The organism is Micromonospora sp. CA-269861 (genome assembly GCF_050948505.1).
In the GTDB taxonomy this organism is placed as follows: Bacteria; Actinomycetota; Actinomycetes; order Mycobacteriales; family Micromonosporaceae; genus Micromonospora.
The window spans coordinates 566,531-586,777 of record NZ_CP192014.1; the positions used below are offsets into that span (position 1 = coordinate 566,531).

The 20,247-nt window shown below is 72.0% G+C and carries 18 protein-coding genes; 8 read left to right on the forward strand and 10 right to left on the reverse strand.

Annotation, left to right across the window (positions count from 1 at the left end; translation table 11 throughout):
• The first annotated feature begins 12 nt into the window (after nucleotides 1-12).
• Nucleotides 13-1,473 carry an alpha/beta hydrolase gene (locus tag ACQP0U_RS02685; RefSeq protein ID WP_433315447.1) on the forward strand — a complete coding sequence of 487 codons (1,461 nt, stop codon included), beginning with the start codon at nucleotides 13-15 and terminating at the stop codon, nucleotides 1,471-1,473.
• Between the two features lie 56 nt (nucleotides 1,474-1,529).
• Here the strand turns inward: ACQP0U_RS02685 and ACQP0U_RS02690 are convergent, their stop codons facing one another.
• The 8 genes from ACQP0U_RS02690 to ACQP0U_RS02725 form a co-directional block, all read right to left on the reverse strand.
• On the reverse strand, nucleotides 1,530-2,168 hold the full coding sequence (locus tag ACQP0U_RS02690) for a class I SAM-dependent methyltransferase (protein ID WP_433315449.1): 639 nt from the start codon (nucleotides 2,166-2,168) through the stop codon (nucleotides 1,530-1,532).
• A 91-nt stretch (nucleotides 2,169-2,259) separates the two neighbouring features.
• Complete coding sequence (locus tag ACQP0U_RS02695) at nucleotides 2,260-3,513, reverse strand: RNA polymerase sigma factor (protein WP_433315451.1); 1,254 nt, start codon at nucleotides 3,511-3,513, stop codon at nucleotides 2,260-2,262.
• Nucleotides 3,510-3,866, reverse strand: coding sequence for a YciI family protein (locus tag ACQP0U_RS02700; protein WP_433320564.1), 357 nt, complete (start codon nucleotides 3,864-3,866; stop codon nucleotides 3,510-3,512). Before ACQP0U_RS02700 ends, ACQP0U_RS02695 begins: the two co-directional genes overlap by 4 nt.
• Before the next feature lie 148 nt (nucleotides 3,867-4,014).
• The gene (locus ACQP0U_RS02705; RefSeq protein WP_433315453.1) at nucleotides 4,015-5,277 is read right to left on the reverse strand and encodes a DUF2786 domain-containing protein; all 1,263 of its coding nucleotides are present in this window, start codon (nucleotides 5,275-5,277) and stop codon (nucleotides 4,015-4,017) included.
• 185 nt (nucleotides 5,278-5,462) lie between these two features.
• A complete protein-coding gene (locus tag ACQP0U_RS02710; RefSeq protein WP_433315454.1) occupies nucleotides 5,463-6,590 on the reverse strand; it encodes a CaiB/BaiF CoA transferase family protein in 1,128 nt (375 codons plus the stop codon).
• Nucleotides 6,590-8,755, reverse strand: a complete 2,166-nt coding sequence (locus ACQP0U_RS02715) for a 3-hydroxyacyl-CoA dehydrogenase NAD-binding domain-containing protein (RefSeq protein ID WP_433315456.1) — start codon at nucleotides 8,753-8,755, stop codon at nucleotides 6,590-6,592. The genes ACQP0U_RS02710 and ACQP0U_RS02715 overlap by 1 nt, the downstream gene beginning before the upstream one ends.
• A gap of 17 nt (nucleotides 8,756-8,772) precedes the next feature.
• A complete protein-coding gene (locus tag ACQP0U_RS02720; RefSeq protein WP_433315458.1) occupies nucleotides 8,773-9,987 on the reverse strand; it encodes an acetyl-CoA C-acetyltransferase in 1,215 nt (404 codons plus the stop codon).
• Nucleotides 9,977-11,143 carry an acyl-CoA dehydrogenase family protein gene (locus ACQP0U_RS02725; protein ID WP_433315460.1) on the reverse strand — a complete coding sequence of 389 codons (1,167 nt, stop codon included), beginning with the start codon at nucleotides 11,141-11,143 and terminating at the stop codon, nucleotides 9,977-9,979. Before ACQP0U_RS02725 ends, ACQP0U_RS02720 begins: the two co-directional genes overlap by 11 nt.
• A gap of 218 nt (nucleotides 11,144-11,361) precedes the next feature.
• Here ACQP0U_RS02725 and ACQP0U_RS02730 point away from each other — a divergent pair, with 218 nt between their 5' ends.
• On the forward strand, nucleotides 11,362-12,012 hold the full coding sequence (locus tag ACQP0U_RS02730; protein WP_433315462.1) for a TetR/AcrR family transcriptional regulator: 651 nt from the start codon (nucleotides 11,362-11,364) through the stop codon (nucleotides 12,010-12,012).
• A gap of 46 nt (nucleotides 12,013-12,058) precedes the next feature.
• Here ACQP0U_RS02730 and ACQP0U_RS02735 read toward each other — a convergent pair whose 3' ends face one another.
• Nucleotides 12,059-12,448, reverse strand: a complete 390-nt coding sequence (locus ACQP0U_RS02735; protein ID WP_433315464.1) for a hypothetical protein — start codon at nucleotides 12,446-12,448, stop codon at nucleotides 12,059-12,061.
• Between the two features lie 79 nt (nucleotides 12,449-12,527).
• Here ACQP0U_RS02735 and ACQP0U_RS02740 point away from each other — a divergent pair, with 79 nt between their 5' ends.
• A complete protein-coding gene (locus ACQP0U_RS02740; RefSeq protein WP_433315465.1) occupies nucleotides 12,528-13,055 on the forward strand; it encodes a MarR family winged helix-turn-helix transcriptional regulator in 528 nt (175 codons plus the stop codon).
• Here ACQP0U_RS02740 and ACQP0U_RS02745 read toward each other — a convergent pair.
• Nucleotides 13,028-13,909 carry a zf-HC2 domain-containing protein gene (locus ACQP0U_RS02745; RefSeq protein WP_433315467.1) on the reverse strand — a complete coding sequence of 294 codons (882 nt, stop codon included), beginning with the start codon at nucleotides 13,907-13,909 and terminating at the stop codon, nucleotides 13,028-13,030. The two genes, ACQP0U_RS02740 and ACQP0U_RS02745, sit on opposite strands and share 28 nt — an antisense overlap.
• Nucleotides 13,910-13,981: 72 nt before the next feature.
• Between ACQP0U_RS02745 and ACQP0U_RS02750 the strand changes: the two genes are divergently transcribed.
• From ACQP0U_RS02750 to ACQP0U_RS02770, 5 genes are all read left to right on the forward strand, one after another.
• Nucleotides 13,982-15,022, forward strand: a complete 1,041-nt coding sequence (locus tag ACQP0U_RS02750; RefSeq protein ID WP_433315469.1) for a TRM11 family SAM-dependent methyltransferase — start codon at nucleotides 13,982-13,984, stop codon at nucleotides 15,020-15,022.
• 343 nt (nucleotides 15,023-15,365) lie between these two features.
• Nucleotides 15,366-15,455 carry a K(+)-transporting ATPase subunit F gene (gene kdpF, locus ACQP0U_RS02755; RefSeq protein WP_036390805.1) on the forward strand — a complete coding sequence of 30 codons (90 nt, stop codon included), beginning with the start codon at nucleotides 15,366-15,368 and terminating at the stop codon, nucleotides 15,453-15,455.
• On the forward strand, nucleotides 15,455-17,110 hold the full coding sequence (gene kdpA, locus ACQP0U_RS02760) for a potassium-transporting ATPase subunit KdpA (RefSeq protein WP_433315471.1): 1,656 nt from the start codon (nucleotides 15,455-15,457) through the stop codon (nucleotides 17,108-17,110). Before kdpF ends, kdpA begins: the two co-directional genes overlap by 1 nt.
• A gap of 20 nt (nucleotides 17,111-17,130) precedes the next feature.
• A complete protein-coding gene (gene kdpB / locus ACQP0U_RS02765) occupies nucleotides 17,131-19,326 on the forward strand; it encodes a potassium-transporting ATPase subunit KdpB (protein ID WP_433315473.1) in 2,196 nt (731 codons plus the stop codon).
• The gene (locus ACQP0U_RS02770) at nucleotides 19,326-20,207 is read left to right on the forward strand and encodes a potassium-transporting ATPase subunit C (protein WP_433315475.1); all 882 of its coding nucleotides are present in this window, start codon (nucleotides 19,326-19,328) and stop codon (nucleotides 20,205-20,207) included. Before kdpB ends, ACQP0U_RS02770 begins: the two co-directional genes overlap by 1 nt.
• The last annotated feature ends 40 nt before the right edge of the window (nucleotides 20,208-20,247 follow it).

The window sequence follows — 20,247 nt, forward strand, 5'->3', positions numbered from 1 at the left end:
GGACAGCACCTCATGCTGCGCGTACGCAAATCCGCGGTCGGCTGGGCGGTCGCCCTGGCCCTCACCGCCGCCGGCCTCACCCCGGCGACCCCGGCCGCCGCCCGGGCACAGCCCGCGCCGACGATCGACTGGAGGCCCTGCGCCACCGACACCAGTGCCGAGTGCGGCACCCTGTCGCTGCCGGTGGACTGGGACCGACCCCGTGGTGAGCGCTTCGACCTGTCGTTGGCCCGCCGGCCCGCCGACCCGGCCACCCGGGAAGGGGCGCTGGTCTTCGGCCCTGGCGGGCCGGGCGACAGCGGGGTCGACCGGGTGGTGAACGGCAGCTCCCGGTTCAGTGCCGACCTGCGTGCCCGGTTCGACATCGTCAGCTTCGACCCACGCGGCACCGGCGGCAGCCACCCGGTGGTCTGTGCCCGGGCCCTGCTCGCCCGGCAACCGCAGCTCATCGCCGACCAGGCCCAGTTCGATGCCGTCCTGGCCGACAACGCGCTGCTGCGCGCCGACTGCCGGGCCCGCACCGGGGCGCTCTACGACCACGTCGACACCACGAGCGCCGCCCGCGACCTGGACGCGGTCCGCGTCGCGCTCGGCGAACGGCAGCTCACCTTCCACGGCAGCTCGTACGGCACGGTGCTCGGGCAGCGGTACGCCGAGCTGTACCCCGACCGGGTCTGGGCCATGGTGCTGGAGGCCGCGATGGACCACAGCCTCGGCACCCGCGCCTTCCTGGACACCCAGGCCGTCACCGCGGAGGGCGCGTTCGACGAGTTCCTGGCCTGGTGCGCCCGCTCGGCCGACTGCGTGCTGCACGGCCGGGACGTCCGAGCCCGCTGGGCCGGGCTGCACGACCGGGCCGAGCGCGGCTCGCTGACCGATCCGGACCGGGCCGGGGCCACGCTCGCCCCGTTCGAGCTGAGCCGCCTCGCCCACAAGAAGCTCTACGACACCTGGCGGTGGCCGGAGCTGGCCGAGTGGATCGTCCGACTGGAGGGCACCGCCACCGTGCCGAGTGTCCGCCTGCTGACCGGCGAGGCCGTGGCTCCGTACCCCTTCGCGGTCTTCTGTCAGGACTGGAGCCTGCCGGTCCGCGACTACCGCGAGTACGTCGGACATCTGCGCCGGGCGGCAGCGCTCGCGCCGGACCTGCGCTACCCGCCGGCGCTGTTCGCCCTGGTCACCTGCCTGGGCACCCCGACGCCGGTCGCCAACCCGCAGCATCGGCTACGGGTCCACACCGACGTGCCGCTGCTGCTCGCCGCCACCGTGCACGACCCGGCCAGTGGCTACGGCTGGGCGCGCAACGTGGCGCGGCAGTTGGGCCGGCACGGCGCGTTGCTCACCTACCAGGGGTGGGGGCACGGCAGCTACACGACCAGCCCGTGCGTGGAACGGGCCGTCGACTCCTACCTGATCGATCAGGTGGTGCCCGCCCGGGGCGCCAGCTGCCCGGCCATCGAACCCGAGGTGTGAGCGGCGCTGCCGGCCGTCGGGTGGTCCGGGCCGCCCGGCGGTCGGCAGCGGTGTGCTCAGGGGCGTCGGGTGGCGCGTACGACCACGTCGTGCAGCGGGGCCTCCCGGCCCGGCATCGTGCGGCGGTGCTCCTCGGCGGTGCTGATCTCCCAGGTGGCGCTGTCCAGACCGGCGGTGATGTCCGCGAGGGTGACCGATGCCTCGTCAGGTGGGTGGTGCCCATGCCCGTGCCCGGTGGCTCCGGAGGTGTGCAGGTGCCCGACGATCAGGAGGGTGCCGCCGGGCGCCACCCAGGCGGCGACGCGGTCGTAGAAGGCCAGCTGCGGCATCGCGGGGTGCGCGTAGTGCGTCGTGACCAGGTCGAACCGCGTCTCCGGGGCCCAGGCCGTCAGGTCCGCCTCCACCCACCGCACACGCTCGGACACCCCGCTCTCCGTCGCGCGTTCCGCAGCCCGGGCGAGGGCGACGGGTGCGATGTCGACGGCGGTGACCTGCCAGCCGTGCGAGGCGAGCCAGATCGCCTCGGCGCCGGCGCCGCATCCGGCGTCCAGGGCCGAGCCCGGCACCAGGCCGGCGACCTCACGGGCCAGGTACGGGTGTGCGGGGCTCGTGCTCATCGCGCCGGGGCGGTCGTGGTGCGTCTGGTGCCAGTGCCGCTCCCAGTAGTCCCTGTCGAACTCGTGCTGCTCGCTCATCGGTGCCTGCTCCTTCGCGCGTCGCCAACGACTGTGACCGGCGACCGGGCGATGCGCAAAGATAATTGCCAGAACGGCAACATGGGCACTTTCACTGTTGCCCGGTCAGCCGGGCGGCCCGCACCTCCAGGTACCGCTGCTCGGGCCGGCTCGTGGTGCCACGCGCCGCGGCCAGGTACGCCTCCCGCGCCGCACCCACGTCACCGGCCAGCTCCAGCAGATGAGCCCGGACGGCGGCCAGCCGGTGGTGCCCGGCCGTGCGTTCGTCGGCGTCCAACGGTGTGAGCAGGGCGAGCCCGGCCCGGGGCCCCTCCACCATGGCCACCGCCACCGCCTGGTTCAGGGTGACCATCGGGTTCGGCGCGACCCGGGCCAGCAGTCGGTAGAGCGCGACGATCTGCCGCCAGTCCGTAGCTGCCGCCGTCGGCGCCTCGGCGTGCACGGCGGCGATCGCCGCCTGGAGCTGGTACGGGCCGGGCGGCGACCAGGTCAACGCCTCGGTGATCAGCGCGACCCCCTCCGCGATGGCGGCGGCGTCCCACCGCGAGCGGTCCTGCTCCGCCAACGGCACCAACTCCCCGTCCGGCCCCACCCGGGACGCCCGGTGCGCGTCGGTCAGCAGCATCAGCGCCAGCAGCCCGGCCACCTCGCCGTCGTCGGGCAGCAGCCCCCGTAGGACGCGAGCCAGCCGGATCGCCTCGCCGGTCAGCTCGACCCGACGCAGGTCCGGGCCACTGGACGCGGTGTAACCCTCATTGAAGATCAGGTAGAGGACCCGCAGTACCGTCCCCAGCCGCTCGTCCCGCTCGGCCGGACCGGGCATGGTGAACCGGGCCCCGGCGGCCTCGACCCGCTGCTTGGCCCGCCGGATCCGTTGACTCATCGTCGCCTCGGGCACCAGGTGCGCCCGGGCGATCTGGGCGGTGCTGAGACCGCCCACGGCCCGCAGGGTCAGCGCCACCTGCGCCGATCCGGGCAGCGCCGGGTGACAGCAGAGGAACAGCAGCGTGAGGGTGTCGTCGTCGGCCGGAACGGCGGGCTCCGCGTCCGCAGCCGGCGCCACCCCGGCGTACGCCGGCTCGCGCCGCGCCACCGCCACCTCGCGGTCCCGGCGGGCGCTCTCGCTGCGCCACTCGTCGGTGAGCCGGCGGGTGGCCACGGTGAGCAACCAGGCGCGCGGATTGTCCGGTACGCCCTGCCCGGGCCACTGCGTCGCGGCGGCGAGCAGCGCCTCCTGAACCGCGTCCTCGCACCTGTCGAACTGTCCGTACCTGCGGACCAGCAGGCCGAGGACCTGCGGCGCGAACGTGCGCAGCAGATCCTCGACCGTCCGGTCCCCGGTCACATCTCCGTCCCGGCCTCGTCCATGATCGGGCGGACCTCCATCGCGCCGCCGTACCGGACGTCCGGCCAGCGGGCGGCGATCTCGGCAGCCCGCTGCGGGCTGTCACAGTCGACGGCCAGGTAACCGGCGAACTGCTCCTTGCTCTCCATGAACGGCCCGTCGAGGACCTCGGGGTTGCCGTTCACGAGCCGGACCGTCGACGTCTGCGACGGATTGGCCAACGCCTGGCCGCCGATCAGCTCGCCGGTCTCCGTCAGCTCCTTCATGATCTCGTCGACCTCGCCGAACAGGGCGGTGCGATCCTGCTCGCTCAGCTCCTCGGTGAAGCCGGGCCGGTTCCAGATCAGCAGCATGTACTTCACGGCGATTACTCCTCAGGCTCTGGTCGCACCCCGAGCGGGGTGCGACTCACCGGGTGGTCGGAGCCGTTCCCCCGATCCCTACCGCGTACCGAAGAAAATCGCAGAAACCTCCGCCGGGGGCGGTCCCACGCCGGATGGTTCAGCGCGGATCGGGTCGGCCGGGCACCTGTCGGGGCTTCCGGCCGCCGCCGACGTCCAGCGACGCCCGGTCGGCGGCCGAGGTGCCGGACGACCAGCCCTCGGCGTCGCGCACGCTGAGCCGGTGCCGGGTGACGCCGGGGAACAGCGTGTCCAGCCGCTCCCGGACCGCCTCGCCCCGCGCCGCGAGCACCGGCAACAGCCGCTCCGCACCCGCTGTCTCGGCCGCTGCCCGGTCCGCCGCATCGGTCGCCGCCTCGGTGGCCGTTCGCAGCCGCTCGCCGATCCGCAGCGCGAACGCGTTGAGGAAGGACTCGTCCCAGACCTTCGTCCGCCGCCCCGACCCCGGCCGCCGCTCGGCACGCCCGCGCAGCATCGCCGCCGTGGCCTGGACCAGCAGCGACGTGTAGAGCAACTCCACCGCCACCAGATCGGCCGGCCAGCCCAGCACCGTGGCGAAGCCGAGATCGTCGGACCAGACCGCCTCGCACCGGTTCGCCGCCGCCACCTCCTGCACGAGCAGCGCCTTCGCGCCCGCGTACGGGGTGTCGGTGCTCAGGCGTACCCCGCCGGGCAGGTCGCCGCGCTCCGCCCCGGCGGCCAGCAGCGCCTCGTCGATGCTGTGTCGGGCGATCAGCTCCTGGGCCTTCCCGGTCAGCGCCTCCGCCTCCGCCGGGAAGGTGGTCGACTCCGCCTTGGCCAGCAGCGCGCGTACCCGATCCAGCATGGGCGACCCGCTGCGGGCCGTGCCCGAAGTGCGGGGCAGCGCCGCGCCGGCCGTGCCCGGCGGTGGGCGCAGCACCGCGATCGGCGGCAGGCTCTCCACGAGCGCGAGGGTGTCCACTGCCGCGCGCAGCGCGTCGGCCCGGTCCAGGCCCTCCCGGCTGGCCCAGCCGGTCAGCACGCTCCGGTCGGCACCACCTGTGGTCGCCGCTAGCTCACCCAACTGGTCGTCCCACCAGGCGGGGACCGGCTCGGCCTGGTCGCGCCGCTGGACGGCCAGCGCGTCGCGGACCAGCCGGGCCGCGCGGGCGTCGAGTCGTCGAGCGGTGATCCGGTCCACGTCGACCGGCTGCCAACCGCGCGGCCAGAGCCGGCCCAGGCCACGGACCAGGCGACGCAGCAGCGCCGCGTCCACCTCCGTGGTGCCGTCCGCGGCGCCGGTGCCGACCATCAGTTGGTCCAGCTGCCGTTCGGCCTGCCGTACGTCAGTGCCGCGCACCGCCGCGAGCGCGTTGGCGACGAGTTCGTCCGCGTCCGGCACGGGCACCTCCTTCTCGGGATCTGGCTGTCGCGCTTCTCAGGCCCTGGCTGTCGCTTCCACTCCAGGTTCCATGATCATGCCGCCAGTGACCCGAGAGTCGCGAAACGGGGATGTCGCCGGCCCAGGCAGCCTCCCGCCTCGCTCTGATCAACGCCTCGTGCGGACGCCTGCGACCACCCGACGGGTCAGGTGTGCTGCGGCCAGTCCGGGAGGATCTCCTCGACCCGAAGGAGGTCCTGCTCCGGGTCCGGTGCCGGGGCCGGGCGGGCGGTCGGGGTGCGGTCGAAGCGGGGTGCGGGGGCCGGCTGGATCTCGCCGCCCACCTCGACGAACGTGCCCCGGGCGGCGTTGTGCGGGTGTCCGTGCGCCTCGCCGGGGGCGAGCACCGGCGCGACGCAGGCGTCCAGGTCGCCGAAGACAGCCGTCCACTCGTCCCGGGTGCGCTCGGCGAACCGCTCGGTGAACCGGCGGCGCAACTCGTCCCAGCCGCTCGGGTCGTACTGGGCGGGCAGGTCCGGGTCGTCGGCGAGGTCGAGGCCGGCGAGCAGTACGGCGTAGAAGGCCGGTTCCATCGCGCCGACGGCCATGAAGCCACCGTCCGCGGTGGCGTACGTGTCGTAGAACGGCGCCCCGCCGTCGAACATGTTGCGCCCGCGCGGGGCGGCCCACAGACCGGTGCCGAGCAGCCCGTGCAGGAACGAGGTGAGGAGCGCCGAGCCGTCCACCATCGCCGCGTCGACCACCTGGCCGAGGCCGGAGCGTTCCCGTTCCAGCAGCGCGGCCAGCACCCCGACGGCGAGCAGCATGCCGCCGCCGCCGAAGTCGCCGAGCAGGTTCATCGGCGCGTACGGGCGTTCGCCGGCCCGTCCCAGCGGCTCCAACGCCCCAGCGACAGCGATGTAGTCGATGTCGTGCCCGGCCCGGGCTGCCAGCGGGCCGTCCTGCCCCCAGCCGGTCATCCGCGCGTACACCAGTCGGGGGTTGCGGGCCTGGCACACCTCCGGCCCGAAGCCGAGCCGCTCGGCCACCCCGGGCCGGTACGCCTCGACCAGCACGTCCGCGCGCTCGACGAGGCGCAGCAGGTCCGCCACCCCGGCCGGGGACTTCAGGTCCAGCGCGGTGACCCGCCGGCCGCGCTGCAACGGACCGCTGGTCGGCGCGGCCAGCCGACCCGCACCCGGCGCGCCCGGCCGATCCACCCGCACCACATCCGCGCCGAGGTCGGCGAGGACCATGCAGCCGAACGGCGCCGGGGCGAGGCTGGCCAGCTCGACCACCCGTACCCCGGCCAGCGGCCCACCGCGCGCCGCCATCACGCGACCCCGGCCGGTTCGGCGGGGCGGTCGGCAGCGGCGGCGAGCCGGTCGACCAGGTCGGCGGGGGGCCTGAACCGGTCGCCGTAGCGATCGGCCAACTCGCTGGCCCGGGCCGCGAAGCCGGCCGGGCCGCCCGCGTACTGCCGGACGTAGCGGATCACCCCTCCCGTCCACGCGGGGAAGCCGATGCCGAAGATCGAGCCGATGTTGGCGTCGGTCTCGGTACGCAGCACCCCCTCGTCGAGGCAGCGCAGCGCGTCCAGCGCCTCGGCGAAAAGCATCCGCTCCTGGAGGTCGGTGAACGGCACGGCCCGACCCGCCTCGGTGGTCAGGTCGGCGAGACCGGGCCACAACCGGTCGCGGGTGCCGTCGTCGTAGGAGTAGAAGCCGCGTCCGGCGGCGCGCCCCGGCCGGTCGTACGCGTCGACCAGCTCGTCCACCAAGCGGTGCGCCGGCAGGGGCCGGAACTCCTCGCTGGCCGCCTCGAACTGGCGGCGGATCCGCTGGATCAGCGTGAGACTGACCTCGTCGGCCAACGCCAGCGGCCCGGTCGGGTAGCCGGCCTGGAGGGCCGCCTGCTCCACCGACGCGGCGGGGACACCCTCGGCGACCATGCCGACCGCCTCGTCGATGAACCGGCCGATCACCCGGCTGGTGAAGAAGCCCCGGCCGTCGTTCACCACGATCGGGGTCTTGCCGATCCGCCGGCCCAGGTCGAACGCCCGAGCCAGCGCCACGTCCCCGGTCCGCTCGCCCACCACGATCTCCAACAGCGGCATCCGGTCCACCGGAGAGAAGAAGTGCATGCCGATGAAGTCCGCCGGCCGGTCCACTCCGGCAGCCAGCCCGGTGATCGGCAGGGTGGAGGTGTTGGAGGCGAGCAGCGCATCGGGTGCCAGCACGGGCAGCACCTCGGCGAAGACCTGCTGTTTCAGCGCCGGGTCCTCGAAGACCGCCTCGATCACCGCGTCGCAGCCGGCCAGCGCGTCCACCTGGTCGGTGGTGGTGATCCGGTCCAGCACGGCGCGGGCGTCGGCCTCGGTCGTGCGACCCTTGCGGACCGCGCGGGCCAGCAACCGCTCGGCGTGCTCCCGGGCCCGGCCGGCGGCCTCCGGCGTGACGTCCCTGACCACGACGTCCAGCCCGGCGCTGGCGCAGGCGTACGCGATGCCCGCGCCCATCATGCCGGCCCCGAGCACCGCCACCCGGCGGACCGGCGGAGCGTCCACGTCGGCCGGTCGGGCAGCGCCACCGTTGACGGCCTTCAGGTCGAAGAAGAAGGCACCGATCATGTTCTTGGCGACCTGCCCGGTGAGCAGCCCGATCAGATACCGGGTCTCCACGGTCAGGGCGGTCTCCAGGTCGACCTGCGCACCCTCGACGGCGGCGGCGAGGATCGCCTCGGGCGCGGGCAGCCGGGCGCCCTTGAGCTGCTTGCGCAGCGTGGCCGGGAAGGCGGGCAGTTGGGCGGCGAGCGAACGGCTGGCCGGGGTGCCGCCCGGCATCCGGTAGTCCGGGCGGTCCCACGGCTGTGCCGGGTGCGGGTTGGCCGCGATCCAGGCCCGGGCGTGCTCCAGCAGTTCGGTCGGCGTGCCGACGACCTCGTCGACGAGCCCGGCGGACAGGGCGTCGGCCGGGCGCATCCGCCGGCCGGTGAGCAGCACGGTGGTCAGCGCGCCGGCCAGGCCGAGCATCCGTACCGTCCGGGTGACACCGCCCGCCCCGGGCAGCAGGCCCAGGGTCACCTCGGGCAGCCCGAGCCGGGTGCCGGGCGCGTCCAGCGCGATCCGGTGGTGGCAGGCGAGCGCGATCTCCAGGCCACCGCCGAGCGCCGAGCCGTTGACCGCGGCGACCACCGGTCGGCCCAGCGTCTCCAACCGGCGCAGGTCCCGCTTGATGGTGCCGAGCAGCTCGGCCAGGGCGGGCGCGTCGGCGCGGGTGGCCCGGATCATCTCGGGCAGGTCGCCACCGGCGAAGAAGGTCGACTTCGCGCTTGTCACGATGACGCCGACGAGATCCCGCTCGGCCTCCAGCCGATCGAGCACCGCGCTCATCGAGGTGGCGTACGCCCGGTTCATGGTGTTGGCGGACTGGGTGGGGTCGTCCAGGGTGAGCGTGACGATGCCGTCGGCGCCGCGGTCGTACCGGATGGTGTCGGTCATTGGTCTCTTCCCCCGGGTCAGCAGCGCTCGAGAACTGTGGCGACGCCCATGCCGCCGCCGATGCACAGGGTCACCACGGCGCGGCGTAGGTCGCGGCGCTCCAACTCGTCCAACGCCGTACCGAGCAGCATCGCTCCGGTCGCGCCGAGCGGGTGGCCGAGAGCGATCGCGCCGCCGTTGACGTTCACCCGGTCCGGGTCGAGGCCCAGGTCCCGGACGTACTTGAGCACCACCGCGGCGAAGGCCTCGTTGATCTCGAAGAGGTCGATGTCGTCGACTGTCAGCCCGGCCACGGCGAGCGCCTTGTGGGTGGCCGGGATCGGGCCGGTCAACATCAGCGTCGGGTCGGCGCCGCTGACCGCCGCGCCGACGATCCGGGCGCGCGGGGTGAGGCCGAGGTCCCGACCGACGTCGCCCGAGCCGATCAGCACCAGCGCGGCCCCGTCCACGATGCCTGACGAGTTGCCCGCGTGGTGGACGTGTTCGATGGCCTCCAACCAGTGGAACTTCTGCAACGCGACAGCGTCGAAGCCGGCCGCCTCGCCCATCGTGGCGAAGGACGGGGTGAGCCTGGCCAGCGCCTCCCGGGTGGTCTCCGGGCGCGGGTGCTCGTCCACGGCGAGGATGTCCAGCCCGTTGCCGTCGCGGACCGGCACCACCGAGCGGGTGAAGTACCCGCCGGCCCATGCCTTGGCGGCCCGCTCCTGCGACCGCAGCGCGTAGCCGTCCACATCGTCGCGAGTGAAGCCCTCCAGGGTGGCGATCAGATCGGCGCTGACGCCCTGCGGCACGAACGACGTGGCCAGCGCGGTCTGCGGGTCGGTGGCCCAGGCCGCGCCGTCGGAGCCCATCGGCACCCGGGACATCGACTCGACCCCGCCCGCGAGCAGCAGATGCTCCCAGCCGGAGCGGATCCGCGCGGCGGCGGAGTTGACCGCCTCCAACCCGGAGGCGCAGAACCGGTTGAGCTGCACCCCGCCCACCTGGTCGGGCAGCCCTGCCAACAGCGCCGCGGCCCGTGCCAGGTCGCCACCCTGCTCGCCGACCGGGGTCACGATGCCGAGCAGCAGGTCCTCCAGCCGGCCGACGTCCAGGCCGGGGTTGCGCTCACGCAACGCGTCGATCAGGCCGACCACCAGGGAGATCGGCTTGACCCCGTGCAGCGCGCCGCTGTCCCGACCGCGTCCGCGCGGCGTGCGGACCGCGTCATAGACGTACGCCTCAGAGGGCACGGGCGATCAACTCCTTCATGATCTCGTTGGTGCCGCCGTAGATCTTCTGGACGCGGGCGTCGGCGTACATCCGGGCGATCGGATACTCAGTCGTGTAGCCGTAGCCGCCGAAGAGCTGGAGGCACCTGTCGACGACCTCACACTGCCCGTCGGTGAGCCAGGACTTCGCCATCGCCGCGGTGGCCACGTCCAGGTCGCCACGCGTGTGCCGGACGATGCAGTCGTCCAGGAAGACCCGGCTGACCCGGGCGCGGGTCGCGCACTCCGCGAGCACCATCCGGGTGTTCTGGTGGCCCATCAGGGTCTTGCCGAAGGCGGTGCGCTCCTTCGCGTACGCCACGGTCAGCGCGACGGCCCGCTCCATGGCGGCCACCGCGCCGACGCCGATGACCAGCCGTTCCTGCGGGAGTTGCTGCATGAGCTGGACGAAACCCATCCCCTCGGCGCCGCCGAGCAGGTTCGCCGCCGGAACCCGGAACTCGTCGAAGAACAGCTCCGCCGTGTCGTTGGCGTGCAGGCCGATCTTGGACAGCAGCCGGCCTCGCCGGAACCCCGCCGGGTCGCCACCCACCTCGCACACCAGCAGCGAGACGCCGGACGCCCGCTGCTCGGGGTCGGTCTTCACGGCCACGATGACCAGATCGGCCAGGCCACCGTTGGTGATGAACGTCTTCGCGCCGGTCACCAGGTAGTCGTCACCGTCGCGGACCGCCCGGGTACGCATCGCCTGAAGATCGGAGCCACCGTCCGGCTCGGTCATCGCGATGGCGCCGACCAGCTCACCGCTGCACAGGCCGGGCAGCCAACGTCGCTTCTGCTCCTCGCTGCCGTACGCCACCAGGTAACCGGTGACGATGCCGCTGTGGACGGCCAGGCCGAGGCTGCTCTCCCCGGTGTACGCCTGCTCGTGCAGCATGACGGCCTCGTGGGTGAACCCACCGCTCCCGCCGCCGTACTCCTCCGGGACCGACAGGCCGAGCAGCCCCAACTCACCGGCGCGCCGGTAGTGCTCGCGGTCCGGGTGGCCCTGCTCGAGCAGGCGGTCGGCGTGCGGCAACACCTCCTTGGTGAAGAAGGTGCGGGCCAGATCAGCCAGGTCGTCATGCTCCGGCTCGCGCCAGGGTGAGGGGGAGCCGTCGGGCGGGGGAGTCGGCATGTGCACCACCCTCGCGCGCTGTTGGCACCCTGTCAATAAGTCGTGATGCGCGGAGATCTTGGACAGTTTCCGTTACGAGCTAACGGAAACTGTCCAAGATCGCGCGAGAACTTGCCCTGCCCCGCGCTGGTCCGGCGCCGTCAGGGCCCCACTTGATGAAGGTGGGACGGTGGTTGACGCTGGGCTTGGCGCTCTGAGCTGCCGATAGGGTCGGGCAGGTGAGTGTCGAGACGGCTCCGCGCCGCCGCCGGTTGGAACCGGACGCCCGGCGTGGGCAGATCCTGGCCTGCGCGGTCCGGCTGTTCGGGGAGCGCCCGTACGCGGACGTGTCGACCACCGACGTCGCACGCGAGGCGGGCGTCGCTCGTGGCCTGGTCAACCACTACTTCGGTGCGAAGAAGGACCTCTACCTGGAGGTCGTCCGGGTCATGGTGACCATCCCCGAGGTTGCCCTGGAACGTCTGCCCAAGGGTGATCTGCGGACCCGGGTCGACGCCAGCGTCACCTGGTTCCTCGACGTGGTGTCCCGGCACAGCACCTCGTGGCTCGCGGCGGTCACCGCGCGGGGGATGGGCGGCGACGCCGACGTGGAGCGGGTGCTCGCCGAGGCCGAGGAGGTCGCCGCGGACCGCATGCTCGTCGCCATCGGGCTGGCCGGCGAGGCGGAGCACCGCGAGGAGTTACGCGGGATGGTCCGCGCGTACGGCGGGCTGGCCACGTCGACCGCCCGGGAGTGGCTCCAGCGTGGCGCGTTGACACGCGACCAGGTGCATCTGCTGCTCACCGCCACGCTGCTGACCATCGTCGAACAGGTCATTCCGCACACCATCCCCGGTGCTGGCCCGGCCCGGCCAGCGCCTTCCGCTTAAGCTGCCCTGCCCTGCCCTGCCCTGCCCTGACCTGCCGTACCGGACTTCAGGCCGGTGCAGTGGCGGAGGTTGATTCGCGGAGGTGGAGCACGACGACGACGGTCAGGATGACGATGGCGATCGGGTCGAACGCCAGCGAGATGAGGTTCATGTCAGCCCGCATGCCGACGTCGACGACGGTCAGGGCGAGAAACACCGACTTGGTGATGATGGCGGTCGCCGCCGCCGGCACTCTGGCCGGCACGTAGAAGGCCCCCCAGACGATGGCCGCGCCAAGAGCCGCCTGCAAGACACCCCGATGCTGGAGCAGCGCGGTGGTCATGCGGTCGGGGTCGGCCAAGCCATAACTGCTCGTCAGCAATTGCGGCCAAAACAAGGCAAGTGCGGGCGTTGCGGTGATCACGCCGACGATGGTGAGGATGACGCGCATCTTCATACGACTCTCCCGGTTCGGCCGGATCGCTGATCGTCAGCGTAGCTGATAATCAGCGAAGCGGAAGACTAGGCTGAGGGTTATGCGCTCATCCGAAACCATCTCCTCCGCCACCGGGTACCTGCTGCTGAAGTTGGCCAACCTCGCCAGCGTCCGGATGGAAGAGGTGCTCCTGCCCTTCCGTCTACGCGGCCGGGATATGCGGGTGCTGGCCTTCGTCCAGGACGGTGAGTTGTCCCAGCGCGACCTGTGTCAGGAGACCGGGCTCGACCGCACCACGATGGTCGCGGTCATCGACGAACTTGAGCGCAACGGATACGTCCGGCGCGAGCGCAGCCTCAGCGACCGCCGTAAGCAGCTCATCAGCGTCACCACCGAGGGCCGCACCATATTGACGGAAGCCCTCACGGCGATGCGCCGGGCCGAGGACGACTTCCTCGCTGCCCTCGGCGAGGACGAGCGACGCCAGCTGCACCGACAGTTGTCAGTGCTCTACGCAGCCCACGATCCCCGGTGCCACACCGACGAGATGCTGGAACCCGGGCTGCTACCGGGCAGTGGCGTCGGCGGAACGCGCGGCGATCAGGCGGCGCGGCGTCTGCCAGCATGATCGGTACGGGTGGCCTGCGCCGCCGGGGCGGCGTACCGGTCGGCGGCCTGGGCCGGGTAGGACTCGGGGCGTACCACCCGCAGCGGCCGGTCCACCTCGTCTGCCCCGAACCGCCAGCGGGAGGGCGCCGGCTGGCGCTGCGGTGCCGGCCCGCCGGGGCGCAGACCGGGCCGGGACAGCAGCACGGTGATCAGGTAGCCGACCACCAGGAAGCCGTGGCTGATCAGCCGTTCCCCGCCCACCGACCCGGTGGCCAGGTCGTTGACCGACAGCAGCAGCAACGTGCCGACGAACGCGCTGAGCATCGGCAGCAGCCCGGCGGGTGGGCTGCGGCGCAGCGCCACGAACAGGAAGCCCGCGCCCACTGCCACGTTCCACGCCGCCGACTCGTGCCACAGGTGCTGGCCGGTGGGGTGCAGGTGGTCGGCGGTCGCGCCCCTGCCCACCTGGGCCAGGCCGAGCACCAGTTGCACCGCGCCGAGCAGCCCGAGCGCCGACCGCAGGCCGACGACGAGCGGGCCACGTCCGAACGCCTTGCGCAGGCCGGCGACGAGCGGGCCGCGTCCCAGCGCCGTCCGCAGGCCGCTGACCAGCGGCCCACGTCCGGTCCGGAGCCGCCACCGCGACCTCTGGGCCGGGGCCGCGCTGGTGGCGGCAAGGATCGCCGCCGTCCGGTCGGGCACGTCAACGACCAGTCGGGTACGAATCCGACGGGTCACCGCCGCCGCAGCCGTGAACCAGGCCCGGCATTCGGCGCACCCGTCGAGGTGCCCCTGTACCGCCGTCAGTTCGGCGGCGGACTCCTCCCCGTCCAGCTGCGCGGACAGGACCTCCCGCCACTGCTCACACCCCATGTATCGGTAGTCGCTCCGGCAGCCGCTCCAGTTCCCGGTGACCGTGACTGGTTGTGGAATACTCGCCGGATCATGACGCGTTACGGCCTGCTCATCCTGCCCGCCACCAATCGGGTGTACGCCCGCGCCGCCGTCGACCTCACCCGGGCCGAGCTGGAGATCTTCGGCCGCTCGGCGCTGGACGGCCGGATCGGCGAGCTGGACACCGAGGTCGTCGGAGGGGCGTCCTACGTCACCTTCAGCGGCGACGGGCTGACCGAGCGGGACCTGGCCGTCCTGGGCAACCTCTCCGCCGGGTACGCGCTCTTCGAGATCGTCGGTGAGCTGCTGCGGCCGATCGAGTGGAGCCGACTGGACCGCTACGACGACGACCTGCTCACCATCCAGAAGTACCCGGGCAAGACCAACGAGCAGTTCACCAAGCTGCTGCTCAACGTCACCCTGCTCGCCTCGGACTGGGCCACCGAGATGACGAGCCGCCGGTTTCGGGTGCTCGACCCGCTCTGTGGCCGGGGCACCACCCTCAACCAGGCGCTGATGTACGGCTTCGACGCCGCCGGGATCGAGCGCGACCAGAAGGACGTCGAGGCGTACCGGGCGTTCATCACCACCTGGCTGAAGCAGAAGCGGGTCAAGCACCGGGTGCTGGAGTCGGGGCCGGTGCGGCGGGAGCGCAAGGTGGTTGGCCGACGGGTGCGGATCGAGTTGGCGCCGACCCGCGAGGAGCACAAGGCCGGCCAGACGCAGTTGCTGGACGTGGTCAATGCCGACACCGCCCGCTCGGCGGAGTTCTTCCGCCCGGAGACCGTGGACCTGGTCGTCGCGGATGCCCCGTACGGCGTGCAGCACGGCAGTCGTACCGCTGGGCAGGGGTTGGCCCGCGACCCGCTGGCACTGCTCGCGGACGCCGCGCCGGTCTGGGCCCGGTTGTTGCGCCCCGGCGGTGCGCTCGGTGTCTCCTGGAACACCCACGTCGCCAGCCGGGACGACGCGGCGGCGGCGCTTGCCGACGCCGGCCTGACGGTTGTCGACGAGGAGCCCTACCGCGCGCTGCGGCACCGGGTGGACCAGTCGATCATGCGGGACGTGCTGGTGGCCCGCCGCCCGGCCTGACCCGGCCCCGCACCTCCTCCCGCACCACCGCCGCGCCCGCCAACCCGGCGGGTGTCGCGAGCGATCACCTCCGCGTGCTCCCGGCCCTGCTCTGTGCCGCATTTCACCTGTTCAGTGGGCAGGTGTGAAAACCACGTCAAGAAACGGTTCGGCCCCGTCATGGTCGCGTTATGACCCCTGCCGTCCGGCGGGTGGTGGGGCTTTGATTGCCCGGCGCGACCGGGAGGCGGTCGCGACGAACCTTTCCGGTATGAGGAGTCAGCGTGTCTGACGTGGTGTTCGTGATCCTGACGGTGGCGCTGTTCGCAGTGCTCGCCCTGGTGGTCCGGGCGGTGGAGAAGCTGTGAACGCGGTAAACGCCGTCGGTCTGGTGCTCGCGATCGTCCTGGGCGCGTTCCTGGTGTTCGCCCTGTTGTTTCCGGAGCGCTTCTGATGACCATGACAACAGCGGGCGTCATCTTCGTGCTGACGCTGGTGGCGGCCCTCGTCGCCGTCTACAAGCCGTTCGGCGACTACATGTTCCGGGCGGTCTCCGGCACGAAGCAGTCGCGCGTCGAGCGGGGCATCTTCCGGCTGGTCGGGGTCAACCCGGCCGCCGAGCAGACCTGGGGTGTGTACGCCCGGAGCGTGCTGGCGTTCTCCGCGATCTCGATCCTGTTCCTGTACCTGTTCCAGCGGGTGCAGAACCACCTGTGGCTGTCGTTGGGGTTCGACCCGGTGGTGCCGCACGGCGCGTGGAACACGGCCGTGTCGTTCGTGACCAACACGAACTGGCAGTCGTACTCGGGTGAGTCGACGATGGGCCACCTGGTGCAGATGGCCGGCCTCGCGGTGCAGAACTTCGTCTCGGCGGCGGTCGGCATCGCGGTGGCTGTCGCGCTGGTACGCGGTTTCGCCCGCAGCCGCACCGGGCAGCTCGGCAACTTCTGGGTCGACCTGACCCGCATCGTGCTGCGGATCCTGCTGCCGATCGCGGTGCTCGGCGCCATCGCGCTGATGATCGGCGGCGTGGTGCAGAACCTGTCCGCCGGCACCGACGTGAGCACCCTGACCGGCGGCACCCAGACCATCACGGGTGGTCCGGTCGCCAGCCAGGAAGTGATCAAGGAGCTGGGCACCAACGGTGGCGGCTTCTACAACGTCAACAGCGCGCACCCGTTCGAGAACCCCACCACCTGGACGAACTGGCTGGAGATCTTCCTGATCTTCCTGATCCCGTTCAGCCTGCCCCGGGTCTTCGGTCGGATGGTCGGGCAGAACCGGCAGGGCTACGCCATCGCCGCGGTGATGGGCATCCTCGCGTTCCTCAGCGTCGCCATCACCAACATCTTCGAGCTGGCCGGCCACGGCACGGTGCCGCAGGCGGTAGGCGCGGCGATGGAGGGCAAGGAGGTGCGGTTCGACGTGTCGAACTCGGCCACCTTCGCCGCCGCCACCACGCTCACCTCGACAGGTGCGGTCAACTCCTTCCACGACTCGTTCACCTCGCTCGGCGGCATGATGACCATGGTCAACATGATGCTCGGCGAGGTCGCGCCGGGCGGCACCGGTTCGGGTCTCTACGGCCTGCTCATCCTCGCGGTGATCACGGTCTTCGTGGCCGGGCTGATGGTGGGCCGCACTCCCGAGTACCTGGGCAAGAAGATCGGGTCGCGCGAGATCAAGTTCGCCTCGCTCTACTTCCTGATCACGCCGATCCTGGTGCTCGTCGGCACGGCGGCGGCGTTCGCCACCGGCAACAACTCCACGGCGCTCAACGTCGGCCCACACGGCCTCTCCGAGGTGCTGTACGCGTTCACCTCGGCCAGCAACAACAACGGCTCCGCGTTCGGCGGCATCACCGTCAACACCACCTGGTGGGACACCGCGCTCGGGTTGTGCATGCTGCTGGGCCGGTTCCTGCCGCTCATCTTCGTGCTCGCGTTGGCCGGCTCGCTGGCCCGCCAGGCACCCACCCCCGCGTCCGAGGGCACCCTGCCGACCCACCGACCGCTGTTCATCGGCATGGTCGTCGGCGTCACCGTGGTCCTCGTCGCGTTGACCTTCCTGCCCGCGCTCGCGCTCGGCCCGCTGGCAGAGGGGCTCTGACCATCATGAGGAACGAGGACATGTCCGTCACGTCCGCCCCGACAGAGCAACTCGCCGGCACGCCCGCAACCCAGGGCAACCGGATCGGCGGGGGCCTGCTCGATCCCAAGCAGTTGATCCGGTCCCTGCCGGACGCGGTACGCAAGCTCAACCCCGCCACGATGTGGCGCAACCCGGTGATGTTGATCGTGGAGGTCGGTGCGGCCTTCACCACCGTCCTGGCGGTGGCCGACCCGTCGGTGTTCGCCTGGGCGATCACCATCTGGCTCTGGCTGACCGTGATCTTCGCCAACCTGGCCGAGGCGGTCGCCGAGGGCCGGGGCAAGGCCCAGGCCGCGACCCTGCGGCAGGCGAAGAAGGACACCATCGCCACCCGGCTCATCGACTGGAAGCCGGGCGCGCGGGCCAACACCTACCGCGATGAGGCGGTGCCGGCGCCGGACCTGCGCCAGGGCGACGTCGTGCTCGTCGAAGCGGGCGGCATCATCCCCGGCGACGGCGACATCGTCGAGGGCATCGCCAGCGTCGACGAGTCGGCCATCACCGGCGAGTCGGCCCCGGTCATCCGGGAGTCCGGTGGCGACCGCAGCGCGGTCACCGGCGGCACCAAGGTGCTCTCCGACCAGATCATCGTGAAGATCACCCAGAAGCCGGGGGAGAGCTTCATCGACCGGATGATCGCCCTGGTCGAGGGCGCCAACCGGCAGAAGACGCCGAACGAGATCGCGCTGAACATCCTGCTCGCCGCGCTCACGGTCATCTTCCTGCTGGCCGTGGTCACCCTCCAGCCGCTGGCCATCTTCTCCAAGGCGTACCAGGCGGCCGCGCCGGACAGCGGTGCGATCACCGGTTCCGGTGTCACCGGGGTGGTGCTGGTCTCGCTGCTGGTCTGCCTGATCCCCACCACCATCGGCGCGCTGCTCTCCGCCATCGGCATCGCCGGCATGGACCGGCTGGTGCAGCGCAACGTGCTGGCCATGAGCGGCCGAGCCGTCGAGGCGGCCGGCGACGTCAACACCCTGCTGCTGGACAAGACCGGCACCATCACGCTGGGCAACCGGCAGGCCGCCGAGTTCGTACCGGTCGAGGGGGTCGACGCCGCGTCCCTGGCCGACGCCGCACAGCTGTCCAGCCTGGCCGACGAGACCCCGGAGGGGCGCTCGGTGGTCGTCCTGGCGAAGAACGATTTCGGGCTGCGTGAGCGTGAGCCCGGCGTGATGCCGCACGCCACCTTCGTGCCGTTCACCGCGCAGACCCGGATGAGCGGCGTCGACCTCACCCCGGACGCCAGCGTGGACGGCGGCGCGGTGGGCACGGCCCGCCGGGTCCGCAAGGGCGCCGCCGCCGCGGTGATGAAGTGGGTACGGGAGAACGGCGGTCACCCGACCGAGCAGGTCGGCGAGATCGTGGACGCGATCAGCGGCACCGGCGGCACCCCGCTTGTCGTCGCCGAGCACGTCGACGGTGAGCCAGCTCGCGCGCTGGGCGTCATCCACCTGAAGGACGTGGTCAAGTCCGGCATGCGGGAGCGGTTCGACGAGATGCGCAGGATGGGCATCCGGACCGTGATGATCACCGGCGACAACCCGCGTACCGCGAAGGCGATCGCCGACGAGGCCGGGGTGGACGACTTCCTGGCCGAGGCGACGCCGGAGGACAAGCTCGCGCTGATCAAGCGGGAGCAGGAGGGTGGCCGGCTGGTCGCGATGACAGGTGACGGCACCAACGACGCGCCGGCGCTCGCGCAGGCCGACGTCGGGGTGGCGATGAACACCGGCACGTCGGCCGCCAAGGAGGCCGGCAACATGGTCGACCTCGACTCCGACCCGACCAAGCTGATCGAGATCGTCGAGATCGGCAAGCAGTTGCTGATCACCCGTGGCGCGCTCACCACGTTCAGCATCTCCAACGACATCGCGAAGTACTTCGCGATCATCCCGGCCATGTTCGCCGGCCTCTACCCGAGCCTGGACGCGCTGAACATCATGCGGCTGTCCAGCCCGGAGTCGGCGATCCTGTCCGCTGTCATCTTCAACGCCCTGGTGATCATCGCGCTGATCCCGCTCGCCCTGCGCGGCGTGCGGTACCGGCCGGCGGCCGCGTCGAAGCTGCTCAGCCGCAACCTGCTGGTGTACGGGCTGGGCGGCATCATCGTGCCGTTCATCGGGATCAAGCTCATCGACCTGCTCATCCAGTTCATCCCGGGGATTTCGTGATGCGCCTACCCACCTGGATCGCCCAACATCTCGCCGCGCTGCGCGCCGTACTCGTCTTCACGGTGCTGCTCGGCCTGGTCTACCCGCTGGCCCTGGTAGCGCTCGGTCAGCTACCCGGCCTCAACCACAAGAGCGACGGCTCGCTGATCTCCTCGGGCGGGACGACTGTCGGCAGCGCGCTGATCGGCCAGTCCTTCACCGACGCGGACGGCAACCCCATCGCCCGGTACTTCCAGTCCCGCCCCTCCGCCGCCGGCGACGGCTACGACCCGACCTCCACCTCGGCCAGCAACCTGGGCCCGGAGAGCGTCGTCGACACCATCGCCACCGACCCGGAGGAGTCAAGCGAGAGCCTGCTCACCCAGGTGTGCGGGCGCAGCAAGGATGTTGGCGAGCTCAACGGGGTCGACGGCCGCCGGCCCTTCTGCACCGACGACGGGGTGGGCGCCGTGCTCGCGGTCTTCCGCGCCGACGGTCTGACCGGCCAGGTCACCCGGGTGGTCAGCGTCAACCAGGCCGCCCCGGCCACACCGTTCGTCTCCGAGTACCAGGGGGTGACGGTGGAGCCGGCCCAGCCCGGCGAGGACTACGTGGCCGCCGGTGGGGTGGTCACCCCGATCCGGGGCGACGCGCCCGCCGACCCGGCGGTACCCGCCGACGCGGTCACCGCCAGCGCCAGCGGTCTCGACCCGCAGATCAGCCCGGCGTACGCCGAACTGCAGGTGAACCGGGTCGCGCGCGAGCGCGGCGCGGACCCGGCGGCGGTCCGCAAGCTGGTCGAGGAGCACACCGACGGGCGTGGGCTGGGCTTCATGGGTGAGCCCGGTGTCAACGTGCTGGAGCTGAACCTCGCCCTCGACAAGCAGTTCGCCGCACGCTGAGCACACCCGCAGACGGGGCCGCGCCGACCGGGCGCGGCCC

Excerpts from the sequence above, each read along its gene's own strand:
- ACQP0U_RS02715 (WP_433315456.1), bottom strand. The coding sequence starts at position 8,755 with ATGACCGACACCATCCGGTACGACCGCGGCGCCGACGGCATCGTCACG.
- ACQP0U_RS02740 (WP_433315465.1), top strand. The coding sequence starts at position 12,528 with ATGCGCTCATCCGAAACCATCTCCTCCGCCACCGGGTACCTGCTGCTG.
- ACQP0U_RS02700 (WP_433320564.1), bottom strand. The coding sequence starts at position 3,866 with ATGCTGCTGATCTGGAACCGGCCCGGCTTCACCGAGGAGCTGAGCGAG.
- kdpA (WP_433315471.1), top strand. The coding sequence starts at position 15,455 with ATGACCATGACAACAGCGGGCGTCATCTTCGTGCTGACGCTGGTGGCG.
- ACQP0U_RS02710 (WP_433315454.1), bottom strand. The coding sequence starts at position 6,590 with ATGGCGGCGCGCGGTGGGCCGCTGGCCGGGGTACGGGTGGTCGAGCTG.
- ACQP0U_RS02725 (WP_433315460.1), bottom strand. The coding sequence starts at position 11,143 with ATGCCGACTCCCCCGCCCGACGGCTCCCCCTCACCCTGGCGCGAGCCG.
- ACQP0U_RS02750 (WP_433315469.1), top strand. The coding sequence starts at position 13,982 with ATGACGCGTTACGGCCTGCTCATCCTGCCCGCCACCAATCGGGTGTAC.
- ACQP0U_RS02735 (WP_433315464.1), bottom strand. The coding sequence starts at position 12,448 with ATGAAGATGCGCGTCATCCTCACCATCGTCGGCGTGATCACCGCAACG.
- ACQP0U_RS02690 (WP_433315449.1), bottom strand. The coding sequence starts at position 2,168 with ATGAGCGAGCAGCACGAGTTCGACAGGGACTACTGGGAGCGGCACTGG.
- kdpB (WP_433315473.1), top strand. The coding sequence starts at position 17,131 with ATGTCCGTCACGTCCGCCCCGACAGAGCAACTCGCCGGCACGCCCGCA.
- ACQP0U_RS02685 (WP_433315447.1), top strand. The coding sequence starts at position 13 with ATGCTGCGCGTACGCAAATCCGCGGTCGGCTGGGCGGTCGCCCTGGCC.
- ACQP0U_RS02770 (WP_433315475.1), top strand. The coding sequence starts at position 19,326 with ATGCGCCTACCCACCTGGATCGCCCAACATCTCGCCGCGCTGCGCGCC.
- ACQP0U_RS02745 (WP_433315467.1), bottom strand. The coding sequence starts at position 13,909 with ATGGGGTGTGAGCAGTGGCGGGAGGTCCTGTCCGCGCAGCTGGACGGG.